Origin of the sequence: Hymenobacter guriensis, from assembly GCF_015773195.1 — a bacterium.
GTDB lineage: Bacteria > Bacteroidota > Bacteroidia > Cytophagales > Hymenobacteraceae > Hymenobacter > Hymenobacter guriensis.
In genome coordinates, this window is record NZ_JADWYK010000001.1 from 45,479 (window position 1) to 58,790 (window position 13,312).

Below are 13,312 nucleotides of genomic sequence, written 5' to 3' on the forward strand. Positions count from 1 at the left end.
TCCTTCTAACTAAAAGCAAAAAGCCCCAGGGAATGGGGCTTTTTGCTTTTAGCGCTCATGGGTGGCTGCACCTATAGTTTCGCCATTTCGTCGCGCACGAAGTCGGCGAGGGTACGCAGGTATTCGGTGCTGAAGTCGAAGCGGATGCCAGCGGCGGCATAAATGTCGCCAATGGGTGCAGTATAGCCTAACGCCAGGGCGCGCTTGTAGGCCGCCAGTCCTTCGGCCGGGTTCTGACGGAAGTTGCGCCACACGGCAATTGCCCCCAGCTGAGCCATAGCGTACTCGATGTAGTAGAACGGCACCTCGTAGAGGTGCAGCTGTTTCTGCCACAGATACGGCTTGTAGCTTTCCAGCCCCTGCCAGCTCACGGTGCGCTGGTTGAATTCGTCGAAAACCTCCGTCCAGCGCTGATGCCGCTCGGCCTCGGTGTGCTTAGGGTTTTCATAAATCCAGTGCTGGAACTTGTCGATGGTAGCTACCCACGGAAAGGTTTCGAGCACACTTTCGAGGTGGGTTTTCCTGGCGCGACGCAATTCCTCCGCATCCGGGAAGAATACGTCCCAGTGGTCCATGCTCATCAACTCCATGCTCATGGAAGCCAGCTCGGCCACTTCGGACGGCGGGTGCTTGTCGGCCGACAGCGGCAGGCGGCGCGTGAGGAAGCTGTGCACCGCGTGGCCGCCCTCGTGCAACATGGTTACCACGTCGCGCAGGGAGCTGGTGGCATTCATGAAGATGAAGGGCACGCCGGTTTCGTCGAGCGGGTAGTTGTAGCCGCCGGGCGCTTTGCCTTTGCGGCTTTCCAGGTCGAGGTTGCCCATCTGGCGCATAGTGCGCAGGCAGTCGGCCAGGAACGGGTCGAGGCGCTCGAACACCGTCACGGTTTTTTCCAGCAGCTCTTCGCCCGTTTCGAACGGCCGTAGCGGCGCCAGCCCCGATACGTCAACATCCAGGTCCCAGGGACGCAGCTCGGCTAAAGCTAAATCCTGCCGCCGCTCCAGGTCCAGGTCGTCAATCAGCGGCACCACGGTTTCGCGGATGGCTTGGTGGAAGGCAAAACAGTCCTCGGGGGTGTAGTCGAAGCGCCCCAGGGCCGCGAACATATAGTCGCGGAAATTAGAGAAGCCGGCATTCAGGGCCATCTGGTGGCGCAGCTGCACCAACTCCGTAAACAGCTCGTCCAGCGGCTCGGCATCCTGGAGGCGGCGCTCCTGGATGGCGCGGTAGGCCTCCTCACGCAGGGCGCGGTTGGGGTTTTTCAGCTGGTCGGCGGCGCGGGGCAACGTCATTTCCTCGCCGTGCAGCGTCACCGTCATGGCGCCCACGGTAGCGGCGTACTGCTGCTGCTTGGTACTGATGTCGGTTTTAAGCGGAATGTTGGCTTCGCGGTAGATGGCCAGTGCCTGCCGCACCGAACGCACAAACACGCGGTAGCGGGCCTCGTCCAGCCCCGGCAGAAACTCCGACGCCATCATCTTTTCGTTGAGGGCGTGGTCATAGGGTGCTACCTGGGGCTCAATCTCGCTCACGAAAAACTGAAACGCCTCGGCCCGTTCCTGGTCCTGGGTGTCGCACGTCATGCGGATGTAGCGCCAAGCCATGTCCTCGCTCAGCATGCTTTCCAGCTCCGAGCGGTCCAGCAGCCAGCGCTCCAGCTCGGCGGCCGAGTGGATGGGCCGGTCGCGCAGCTCTACAAAGTAGGTTTCCAGGCCAGCCCAGTCGGTTACCCGAAAATCTTCGGGCAGGTAATGGCGCGGGGGGCGCTGGGTGTCGGTGGCCAGGGCCGTTTCGACGAGAGTATCCATCCAGAATAGAAGCTAAAGATGCTAAGCCGGGCCTAGCCGATTTCAATTACAACGTCGCTGGTGAGCGGGTGGCCCACGCATACCAGCACGTAACCCTGTTTCATTTCGGCATCCGACAGGCCTTCCCGCTCGTCCAGATGGACTTTGCCGGACAGGCACTTGCCGCGGCAGGCCGTGCACAGGCCTGCCTGGCAGCTATACGGCAGATCAATGTCGAGGTCGAGGGCCGCCTCCAGAATTGTTTGCGCAGGGGTCACTTCAAACTGGTACTCGGAGCCTTCGTAGTTGATGGTCACGTTGCGCGTCACAATCTGGCCGTCGTCATCGGCCGAGGATACGTCGCCGTGGCCGTTGGGCTGGGCAGCAGCGGCTTCCATGGTTTCGGCGGCGGCCACGAAGCTTTCCCGGCGGATATTGGCGGCAGGCACGCCCAGCAGCTCCAGCGCCGACTTGGCTTCGGCCATCATGCCCTCGGGGCCGCAGAGGAAGTACTCGGCCTGCGCGGGCGGAAATTGGTGGCGCTGCTCCAGAATGCGCAGCAGGGTGGTGCGGTTGAGGCGGCCGGTGTGCTGGTGCGCGGCCGGCCCGTGCGTGGGCTGGCTGTACACGTGCTCTACCTGCAGGCGGCCGGCGTACTGCTGCTCCAGCTGCCGCAGCTGCGCCCCAAAAATCACCGATTCCTCGTTGCGGTTGCCGTACACCAGCAGCACATGGCTCCGGGGCTCCTCGCGTAGCACGGCCTTCAGAATGCTCATCAGCGGAGTGATGCCGCTGCCCGCGCCTACCAGCACGATGGAGCGCGAGGCCTGGGGCTGGGTTTGCAGGCTGAAGTTGCCCAGGGGTGCCATTACTTCCAGCTGCTGACCTACGCGCACCGTGTCGAGCAGGTAGTTGCTGACCAAGCCACCCGAAACGCGCTTTACCGTGACGGCTAGGCGGGGCGCTTCGCCAGGCGTGCTGCTCAGCGAATACGCCCGGCGCTCTTTTTTGCCGCCGGGGCCGCAGGGCAGAATCAGCGTCAGAAACTGGCCGGGCTGGCAGGCTACCGGCTGCCGGTCGGGGCGCTCGAAGTGAATAGTGGCGGCGTCGGGGGTTTCCTGGGTGATTTCGACAACGTTGAGCGTGAGGTACGGGGAACTCATTCAGGCAAGTAAACGGGTGGTACAGGGAAAATCAGCCGCCGCTCCACCAGAGGAGCTACGGGGCTGCAAATTACGCGAATCCGGCGGGTACGTTTTAGCTTGCACCCACCTTTCCTGTATACGATTCTGGCGTCCCGCCCGGTTTACTTTCCGACTATGTCCGCTCTTGCCTCCCTCCTGCGCCGTCACCAGGCCGATTTCGCACCCATCCTGCCCGTTGACCTCAACGCGCCCGAAGTAGCCCGCCTTGATTTCACCGCCGCCAACCCGCTCGTAGTCCAGGCCGACTTACGCGATACTGCCGGGTTTGAGGAGCTGATAGTGCAACTGCTGGAAGTACAACAGGCTACTATCGGCGTAGGCGGCTACCTCGAAAACCGCGTCATCTACCGGCGCAGCCCCGGTTTGTTTGGCGACGCCGCCCAGCCCGCCCGCTCCCTGCACCTGGGCGTAGACATCTGGCTGCGGGCCGGCACGCCGGTGCTGGCCCCCCTGGATGCGGTAGTCCACAGCACTCAGGACAACGCCGGCTTCGGCGACTATGGCCCTACCGTCATCCTGGAGCATGAGCTGGCGGGCACCACGTTCTACACGCTCTACGGTCACCTCACCCGGCGCGAAACGGCACTGCTGCGGCCCGGCATGGTGATTGAAAAAGGCGGCGCTTTCGCCGAGGTAGGCCCAGCGCCCGAAAACGGCGACTGGCCCCCGCACCTCCATTTTCAGATTATTGCCGACCTGCAGGGCCGCGTCGGCGACTTTCCCGGCGTGGCGGCACCGGAGGAGAAAGACAAGTGGGCCGCTTTATGCCCGGATCCTAACCTGATTCTGCAGAGCAAGCACCTGTAAAGGGAACCACGGATTCGCGCGGATTTTTCGGATTGCACGGATTTCGAGGTCAATTTTACTCAACAAAAAAGCCTCGTACTGTGCGAGGCTTTTTTTAGTGCCCATAAGTTTATAAGCACCAACTGTTACGACTGCAAAATCCGCCTAATCCGAAAAATCCGCGCGAATCCGTGGTTTAATCGAACTTGATAGCCACGACGGGCTTAATGCGCGAAATAAGGTAGGTAGGCAGCAGCACGGCCAACAGGGACATCAGGAAAGTAGCCACGTTGAGCACCACGATGATGAGCGGGTCCCAGTAAATCGGCACGCGGTCCATGTAGTAGTTCTCGGGGTCCAGCGGGATGATGTGGAAGAAGTACTGAATGGCGCAGAAGCCCAGGCCAGCCAGGTTGCCGTAGAATATGCCACGTATTGCCAGGTTCAGGCCCCGGAAAAAGAACATGCTCCGAATCTGGTTGTCAGTGGCGCCGATGGCCTTGAGGACGCCAATCATGTTGGTGCGCTCCAGAATCATGATGAAGATGGTAGCCACCATGTTGAAGGTAGCCACGAACACGATGAGCAGCAGGAAGATAACCACGTTACGGTTGAGCAGCTGCAGCCAGTCGAACAGCTGGGCGTACTCGTCCGTGATTTTATCGAGCTTAAGGTCGTAGCGCAGGTTTTCGTACAGGTTGTCGGCTACCGGGTCGAGCTGCTTGAAGTCTTTCAGCACCACTTCCATGCCGCCTACAAGCGTATCGGGCCAGGCGTTCAACTCCCGGATCTGACGAATGTCGCCGATAACGTACACTTCATCGAACTCATCAAGGCCCGTCTGGTAAATGCCGCTGACCACGAAGCGCCGTACGCGGGGTGGATTCTGAATAAAGTAGAACAGCGCGTCGTCGCCCACTTTCAGGCGCAGCTTGTCGGCCACCTTGCGCGAGAGCAGCACCTGGTCGGAAGCCGCTGTATCGGGGAAAGACAGGAACTTGCCGTCCACCAGATTCTGCCTCATCAGGGACGGACTTTGCCGCTCGTCAATGCCTTTCAGCACCACGCCCAGCACCTCTTCCCGGGTTTTGATGATGGCCGTTTTGCGGGCAAACGGCTGGGTAGACTGAACCTCCGGAAACCGTTTCAGGTCGTTGAGCAGCTGCACGTTGCCGATGGGCTCAACCTCCAGGGAGTTGTTGTTGTCGTACTTACTGATGGTCAGGTGCGACCCGAACGAGAATATCTTGTTCTGGATTTCATTGCGGAAGCCTTCCAGGATGGAAAACGACACAATCATGACCGCCACGCCCAGCGCTATGCTGACAATGGCTATTTTTGTCACCGTCGAGGTAAAAGACCCCGCATCGGCACCGTCAATTTTGTGGGATATATACCGGGAGACGTTCACTGGCGTAAAGCTACACGTCTACGTTCAGTTTTCTAGCTTCGTTGTACATGCCTACAGCCCTTTTTGCCAACCTGCTCGGTTTTACGCTCCTGCTCACGGATTGCAGCCGGGCGGCCAGCTCGTCAAGCACCTCACCCTCAAACGCTAACTCCTCCGTAGCGGAGGTGAGCCAAGCGCAATCATCATCACCACAAATACTGGCCGCTGAGCCCGTAACCGCGCCGTTGGTAGTAGGCGCCGCCCGCTTCGATCAGTATCTGCCCCTGCTCAAAGGCAAGCGCGTGGGGCTGGTGGTCAACCAAACGGCCCGCGTGGGCCGCGCCTATCTGGTGGATACGCTGCTGACGAAAGGCGTAGACGTAACGGTTATTTTTGCGCCGGAGCACGGTTTCCGGGGTGAGGCCGCTGATGGGGCCACCATCAAAGACGGCAAGGATGCCCGCAGCGGCCGGCCCGTGCGCAGCCTCTACGGCGCCACCAAAAAGCCTACCCCCGAGATGCTGCAGAACGTGGACGTGCTGGTGTTCGACATTCAGGATGTGGGCACGCGCTTTTACACCTTCATCAGCACCATGCACTACGTGATGGAAGCGGCGGCCGAACAAAACAAAGAAGTGCTGGTGCTGGACCGGCCCAACCCCAACGGCTGGTACGTGGATGGCCCCGTGCTGGAGCCCCAGCATAAGTCGTTTGTGGGCATGCACCCCATTCCGGTGGTGCACGGCCTCACGGTGGGCGAGCTGGCCAAGATGATTAATGGCGAAAAGTGGCTGGCCAGCGGCCGGCAGTGCCGCCTCACGGTGGTGCCGGTGCAGGGCTACACTCACGCCACACGCTACGAGCTGCCCGTGCGCCCCTCCCCCAACCTGCCCAACGCCCACGCCGTGGCGCTTTATCCGGCTATCTGCCTGTTTGAGGGTACCGACGTAAGCGTAGGCCGCGGCACCGACGCACCCTTTGAGCTGATTGGCGCACCCACGCAGCCCGCCCCGCGCCCCTTCAGCTTCACGCCCCGCCCCAACGCCGGCTCGCCCACCCCCCCGCAGAACGGCAAGCTGTGCTATGGCGAAGACCTGCGCCAGACCGGCAACGAAGTGGGCTTCACGTTGAAGTACCTGCTGGACTATTACCGCCAGAGCACTGCCAAGGAAAAATTCTTCGGCAAGTACTTCGAGCAGCTCAGCGGCACCTCAACGCTACGGCAGCAGGTGGTAGCCGGCAAGTCGGAGCAGGAAATACGGGCTTCCTGGGAGCCGGCACTCGGCCAGTACAAGGCTCTGCGCCAGAAGTACCTGCTGTATCCGGACTTTAATTAATCGTGGGCGAGGTTAGCCCGCAGAAGGCGCGGAGGGTTGCGCGGAAGACGCGGAAGAACTACCTCAGCGCCCTCCAACCATCTGATAAACTATGCTGAACATCATTTTCATGGGCACGCCCGAGTTTGCGGTGCCCACGCTGGAAGCGTTGCTTTCCTGGGACGGGTGCCGGGTGGTAGCCGTAGTCACGGCGCCGGATAAGCCGGCGGGCCGGGGGCGGCAGCTACAGGGCTCGGCGGTGAAAGCCGCGGCCGAAGCGCACCAGCTGCCCGTGCTGCAGCCCACCAACCTGAAGTCGCCGGAGTTTCAGGCTGAGCTGCGCGGCTACGGGGCCGATCTGCAGGTGGTGGTGGCATTTCGGATGCTGCCCGAGGCCGTGTGGAACATGCCACGCCTGGGCTCCATCAATATTCACGCCTCCTTGCTGCCGCAATACCGTGGGGCTGCGCCCATCAACTGGGCCCTCATCCACGGCGAGACGCAAACCGGCGTCACCAGCTTTTTCCTGCAGCACGAAATTGATACCGGCAACCTCATCTATCAGGACGCGGTGGCTATTCTGCCGGAAGATGATTTCGGGACGCTGTATGAAAAGCTGAAGATGGCCGGCGCGGCCCTGGCCTTGCGTTCGGTGCAGGCTATTGCGGCCGGACAGGCGCCCAGCATTCCGCAGCCCACGTGGCCGGAGCTGCGCCCCGCGCCCAAGCTCCAGAAGGAAACCGGCCGGCTCGATGTGGAGCAGTCGGCGCCGGTGCTGGCCAATCTGGTGCGCGGCCTCTCCCCCATTCCCACGGCCTTCACCCAGCTACCCGATGGCCGCACGCTCAAGGTATTCAAGGCCCAGCCCCTCGACGACGAGGAAGCCAGCGGCCCCGATGCCAGCCAGCCCGGGCGCTGGCACTCCGACGGCCGCACCTACCTGCGCCTGCAAACCGCCAACGGTCTGCTCGGTCTGCTGGACGTGCAGCTGGAAGGCAAGAAGCGCATGCCCGTGCAGGACTTTCTGCGCGGTATCAACGTAAGCCAACTAGGATTGCAGAACGGCTAGTCATTTTCTGCGGGGCCACCTCTTTTTCTTCTATTAGCTTATGACCGCACTGGTAGTAGCCGTAGCCGATAACGGCGTGATTGGGGGCGAAAACAAGCTACTCTGGCACTTGCCGCTGGATCTAAAGCACTTCAAGCAGCTCACCCAGGGCCACCCCGTGATTATGGGGCGCCGCACGTTTGAAAGCATTGGCCGGCCGCTGCCCAACCGTACCAACATCGTAGTCACGCGCCAGACCGACTGGCAGGCGGAAGGCTGCCGGGTTGCCAACTCCGTGCTCGAAGCTCTGGAAATGGCCGCGCCGCTGGATGAGCAGGTATTTGTGATTGGGGGGGGCGAAATCTACCGCCAGGCCCTGCCCGCCGCCGACGTGGTATACCTTACCGAAGTGCACCACGATTTCGAGGGCGACGTGACCTTCCCCGACCTCACGCCCGGCGACTGGCGCGAGGAAAACCGCGAGCGGCACGAGCCCGATGCCAAACACGCCTACGCCTTCAGCTTCGTCACGCTGCGGCGGCGGTAGCGTAGCCGTGTGGCATGGCTGGGCAAAGACGAAGCCATCCGTCCTTTTCAGAATTAGACACATCCTTTAGCAGAAAGCCCCTGCCGTCAACAGACGGCAGGGGCTTTCATATTTCATGGCTCAGGACGTTGTCCGGGCCGGATTGCTTCGACACTGGCTTGATGCGCCACATGCTCGCAAGGACCGGCTCAAGAACTCACCATTTCACTATCTCACTAACTCACCGCTAGCGTAGCAGCACCAGCTTGCCCCAGTCTTTCTTGAAGGCTTTGTCGGCGCTGGTACGGCGGTGCTCGAACTGGCTGGTGTTGTCCATCACCACGCGGTAGAGGTAGGTGCCGTTGGCCAGCCTGTCGCCGAACTCATCGGTGCCGTCCCAGGCGTACTCGGTCATGTTGTTGCCAATGTGCAGTGGGCCCAGCTCAGCCATCGAAATTTCGCGCACCACTTTGCCCGTCAGCGTCATGATCTGGATTTTCATGTCGCGGGGCATTTCGGAACCCGTCATCGTGAATACGAAGCGCGTCTTGCTGGTCACCGGGTTCGGGAACGGATAGATGTTGGTGATGGTCGAGGCGTTTATTACCTCAAACGACACCTCGTACCGCTCCGTAGCCGCCTTGGAATCCCGCAGGTCTTTACCCTGCACGTAAAGCTTGTACTTGCCATCCGCCAGCTTTTCGGGGCGGTAGTCGATCTGTGCCGATCCTTTGGCCACATCTGCCTTAAAGGTGATGTTGGCGCTGGTCATGTCCACCACTTGCGTAGAGCCATCCGGGCGCGTCAGCAGCACTTCGAAGCTGCTGGCTTCCATTGGGCGCCGGGTGTCATCGTCGTGCAGCAAGGCGGTGATGATGGGCGAAGGCGACACGATGTCCCCGTTCAGAATATGCTGGCCGTCGAAGGCTACATCGAGCGTGGGGGGCAGGTTCTTGTCGGGGGTGTTGAAGGCCACGGACAGCTCGTTGTTGAAGTAGTACAACTCCGGCTGCAGCTGCGGGTTCACTACCACTTTCACCGTGGTAGCCCCCGCCAGGTCCGACACATCCAGCTTGAACAAATACGTTACCGAGGCATCAGCCTTCAGCGCGCTTTCCGATTCCAGCTCCACCGTGCGCACCGTGTTACCATTGGTGATGGTAGCCACGGCCTTCACTTTCTCGGCAAAGTCCACCAACGACGTGTTCTGGAATACCACCGGTATTTGCACCAGGCCTGCTTCCGCCTGCTTGTCGAGGTTGTCGTAGCTACCGGCGGCGGCCAGGTCGCGGCGCACAATGCCTTCCGGCAGTCCGGTATACGTCACCAGCCACTGCTTGAGCTGCGGCGCCACGCGGTTGGCTTCGTCCTTCAGCTTCAGCTGCAGCTGAAGGTAGGGGAAGTCGGTAGCCGAAACCGTGCTCAGGTCAACCTGCGAGGGAGCCACGTTTTCACGTACTACCTGCGAGTTGCCCTGGGCATCTACCCCAATTACATTCAGCGTGGCGCTGCTCGTACCCGTAACCGGCAAGGTATAGAACAGGGTGCCCCATCTGGTGGAGGGCCCGATGAGCGTGGAGGTAATGTTGCCAGAGCTGCCGTTGGTTTCCAGGGTGCTGGTGAGGGAAACGATTTGGCTGCTGCGGGGCGTTGGGTCGGTTGAACTAGGCAAAGCTTCCTGCGCCTGGCCGGAAGCCAGTCCCTGCCGACCCAGAAGCACGAATGGGTCGTTGTCCTTCAGGTTGTCAATTTGCTTTGAGCCAAGCCGCCGGAAGGCTTCTTTCAACTCGGGCGAGAATTTGGTGAAGGCAATTCGGTTCGTTGAAATCAGCGCCACGATGTAGCCCTCCGGAATATTCCGAAGAAAGTTCAGAAACTGCGCCTGCGTAGGAGCAGTGTTCATGCTGTTGCTGCTCGTGGTGGCAAACGTGTAGTAGCGAGCCGACTCGCGCCCGCATTGGGCATAATCTCCTCCAGGAATGTCGGTAACCGGGGCCAGCGTCTGGGGGTTGAAGACACTAACCAGGAAGTTAGGAATCTGAACGTTACACAGTTCGCTGCCCACTGGCGCATCACCCACCTGAATACCAAATGTTCTGGAGTAGGCACCACTGGTGCGCAAGGCAATAGGCACCTGCACTTTCTCGAAGGCCCATTTAGCGGCTGGAGGCGTCAGGGTCAGGCCGGTTATGTCGTCGCGCAGGAACTGGCCATAGTGGCTTTGCGACCAGCCCGTGGGGCTGCCAGGAATGCTGCGAAAAGAGCTGGTGGCCCACTCGGCTGTTTCGTTGGCACCAGGGTCTTTGAAGCGCACCCGCCAGTAATACACCACGCTATCCTGCCCGGCAGCGGCCGGCAGCTCGGGGCGCCAGTCGGGCAGGATCCTGGCCATGACGGTTTCCCGCTTGACGCCCGGGCTATTAAAGGTGGAAACCGTATCCAGCTCAAACTCATATGCCCGCTCTACGCCCGCCGGGTCGTTGTTTTGCCCTACCAAATGCACCGTAGCGGTGGGCACGATGGCAAATTCAGTTGGCGAAATCAGCGTAATGCCGCCCTTCAGGAAGCTGTACTCCAGCGTAGCCGTGTTATTCGTCTCGTTGAGTTCGGCCACTGCGCCGTCGCTATCCAGCTCTACCGTAAATCGGTTGGAGCCAAAGACGTCACCGGAATTCGTGAAATCGAAGGTTAGAACCGTGTCGCGGCCGATCTGCGTGAAGGTTTTGCTGAACGTTTCATTGCCCCGCACGCTGGAATACTCGCGGGTTACTTTCACCGTCACATCGTCGCCCGTCCATTTGCCCAGGTTGCTGGCCGAAACCTGCAGTTGGAAAGACGTAGCGTTGGCATCTACCTTGGTTTGCCCAACGCCGGGCACCAGTTTTACCCGGGAGTTATCGGTTGCGTAGTCCGGCTTTTCGGGTGCATACATCGTCAGGACCGGGTCGCCCTGCCAAATGGTATTCATGGCCATCGACACGGCATGAATATCGTTTGAGTAACGTGCCAGCAGGCGGCGCGCGACTTCGCGGTGAATAACCGGAATGGGTTTGCCGTACCAGGCCGGATCAGCGAACAAGGCTTTATAGATTTCCGTGCAGTAGTAGTGCAGCTGGTTTTCAAAGCCATAGTCACTGCTGGCCAGATAGCCGATAGCGCCCTTGTTCTGGGCCAGCATCCAGTTTTCGCCGATGGTGAAAGCAGTGGTCAGAAACGCGTTGCCGCCCGAGCAGCCATTCACCAGGAAAATCGGGTATTTGCCTTTGTTGTTGTAGTTGTTCAACGGGTCGCTGGGGTCGCCCACGTTCAGGTCATAATCCGTTGGGGAACCATGCCCGAAGTACGTAATGAGCGACAGGCCCGCGTTCAGCTCCTGAGCAATATTGATGTATACCGGCCGGTTGCCTAGGGTGCTACGCGAAATGGTGCGCACCACTTTGCCTCCGAACAGCGGTCCTTCTACAATGGCCTTGTATTCGTCGACATAGTTCCTGAACTGCACGAACTCCGACTCCTGCTCCCCGCCCGACAGGTGCAGGATGTTTTTGCGCCACGGCTCGTCGCCCAGTGCCTCGTGCTCTTTTACTTTATTTAAGTAGTTAAGAATATCCGCCGACGTTCTGGCAGGATAACGCCCGGTCGGAATTTTTGCCAGGTAGGAGCCTTTCTCCCAATCCGAGGAAAAGAAGATATCCGAATAGGCCCGCGTCGTGGTTACGACGAAGTTATTCGTCGACACATTGCGGCCATCGATCTGCCGGCCTTTGCCCAGCAGCAGCATGTACCGGTTGGCCACCTCGCCCTGGGTCAGCACCCATTCCACAAAGTGCCGAATGGAGAGCGGGGACAACTCCCCGTAATGGTACTGGTCGATAAGCTGCGGGCCCGTCACCACGAGCGTGTCGTAGCTGCCCCCAACGGTGGAAGCCCGGTAGTCGGCGTAGGCCCGCACCGGGTTGGCCACGTCGCCCACCGGCGTCATCAGCGCCGGGTGGCTTACAATGATATAGTTGGCCTTGGCCGCATTTATTGATTTAAAGAATACCCGGCTGATAGACCGGGGCAGAATAGCCTTGGCCGCATCCGCAATCAACAGCTTTCGGGTAACACCCGTGGCTGCCGGAAACAGGAAGCCGCGCTGGTCTGTGCCGGTCGTTTCCCCCGCCACGCGCTGCACGGCGTAGGGCTCGGTAATATCGTAGCCCACGGTGGTAGCAGGAATCGAATCCAGCTTGTAGTAGGCCGGGCCGGCCAGTGTGGAGTCGTTTTCAAAAAACACCCGTTTGCTGTTTCTCCACCGGGCTTTCTGCCGATAATCCACCCGGATGTAAGCTACCCGGAACCGGTCGGAAGGATTCGTGAGCGGGTCAGGCATGGTTACCTTCACGCCCAGCTTGCCATCCGCGCTGATTTCCGTCGTGGCCACGCTGAAGCTGACCAGCCGGAAGTTCAGCCCCGAAAACTTTACGGTCTGGATAGTGCGCAGGGTATTGCCGGCCACATCGGTTAAATCAAGCGTGACCGTGTGGTCAGTGCTCGAGTTGCCCACCAGCAGAGTGGCCACCTTAACGCTGTCACCGCTGATTCTTTGAACCTGAATGCTGTCGACAACCCATTTGGCCGTGGGCGCCTGCGAGGTAATGGGGTTAGACAGGAAGGCTTCCCCCTTTTCGGCCCAGGGAGCATAGGAAAACAGGGCTACGTCGCCGGGATTGTAGTTGGCGGTCTGCAACGACATGCGGGTTTTCTTCCAGGTAGCATGCGTAGTCGTACTGCTGCCGGTTGGCTCGGCCATGCGCTTGCCTGCTACGCCGGCTTTCCAGGTCAGGAAGTACGCCGCCGTATCCGTAAACAGGCTATACAGGGCGTGCGGCTGGTCGGTGGCCTTGATGTACATGCCCCGATCCAGCAGCCCGTCGTTGCGCTGCCCGTAGAACTCCACAAACGTGGTAGCATCAAGGCTGCTTTGGTTGCCCCCCACATAGATGGCCACTTCCTTGCCCCGGCGCCAAAGCTGAAGCTCCTCGGGCTTCACCCCGGAAACACCGGCTTTGGTCAGGTACTGATAGTCGAGCCGGTAGATACCGTCGCGCACCACCTTGATTTTGTAGTACGGCTGTCCCTCGGCAATCCACTCGTTGCCATACGGCCCCGACTGAGCAAAAAGACGGGTGGCCGCTATCAGCAGAACCAGCAAAAGTCCCCACTGAAGCCGCCAGGTACTGGCGTTAGCGTAGCGTTTATACATTGAGTA

At 60.0% G+C, this 13,312-nt stretch carries 8 protein-coding genes; 4 read left to right on the forward strand and 4 right to left on the reverse strand.

Features of this window, described 5'->3' with window-relative positions; all coding sequences use genetic code 11:
* Positions 1-71: 71 nt before the first annotated feature.
* Complete coding sequence (locus I5L79_RS00205; protein ID WP_196953007.1) at positions 72-1,808, reverse strand: M3 family oligoendopeptidase; 1,737 nt, start codon at positions 1,806-1,808, stop codon at positions 72-74.
* 32 nt (positions 1,809-1,840) lie between these two features.
* Positions 1,841-2,950: a ferredoxin--NADP reductase gene (locus tag I5L79_RS00210; protein WP_196953008.1), complete on the reverse strand. Its 1,110-nt coding sequence runs from the start codon at positions 2,948-2,950 to the stop codon at positions 1,841-1,843.
* 156 nt (positions 2,951-3,106) lie between these two features.
* Here I5L79_RS00210 and I5L79_RS00215 point away from each other — a divergent pair, with 156 nt between their 5' ends.
* A complete protein-coding gene (locus I5L79_RS00215; protein ID WP_196953009.1) occupies positions 3,107-3,799 on the forward strand; it encodes a peptidoglycan DD-metalloendopeptidase family protein in 693 nt (230 codons plus the stop codon).
* 175 nt (positions 3,800-3,974) lie between these two features.
* Here I5L79_RS00215 and I5L79_RS23560 read toward each other — a convergent pair whose 3' ends face one another.
* Positions 3,975-5,123, reverse strand: a complete 1,149-nt coding sequence (locus I5L79_RS23560) for an ABC transporter permease (RefSeq protein WP_317191340.1) — start codon at positions 5,121-5,123, stop codon at positions 3,975-3,977.
* 113 nt (positions 5,124-5,236) lie between these two features.
* Here I5L79_RS23560 and I5L79_RS00225 point away from each other — a divergent pair, with 113 nt between their 5' ends.
* From I5L79_RS00225 to I5L79_RS00235, 3 genes are all read left to right on the forward strand, one after another.
* Entirely contained in the window at positions 5,237-6,505 is a 1,269-nt protein-coding gene (locus tag I5L79_RS00225) for an exo-beta-N-acetylmuramidase NamZ family protein (protein ID WP_196953011.1), read from the forward strand.
* 91 nt (positions 6,506-6,596) lie between these two features.
* Positions 6,597-7,553 (forward strand): methionyl-tRNA formyltransferase, encoded by a 957-nt coding sequence (gene fmt / locus I5L79_RS00230; protein ID WP_196953012.1) that lies wholly within the window; start codon positions 6,597-6,599, stop codon positions 7,551-7,553.
* A 40-nt stretch (positions 7,554-7,593) separates the two neighbouring features.
* Positions 7,594-8,079 (forward strand): dihydrofolate reductase, encoded by a 486-nt coding sequence (locus I5L79_RS00235; RefSeq protein ID WP_196953013.1) that lies wholly within the window; start codon positions 7,594-7,596, stop codon positions 8,077-8,079.
* A 226-nt stretch (positions 8,080-8,305) separates the two neighbouring features.
* Here I5L79_RS00235 and porU2 read toward each other — a convergent pair whose 3' ends face one another.
* Positions 8,306-13,306, reverse strand: a complete 5,001-nt coding sequence (porU2, locus tag I5L79_RS00240) for a putative type IX secretion system sortase PorU2 (RefSeq protein WP_231402623.1) — start codon at positions 13,304-13,306, stop codon at positions 8,306-8,308.
* Between the last annotated feature and the right edge of the window lie 6 nt (positions 13,307-13,312).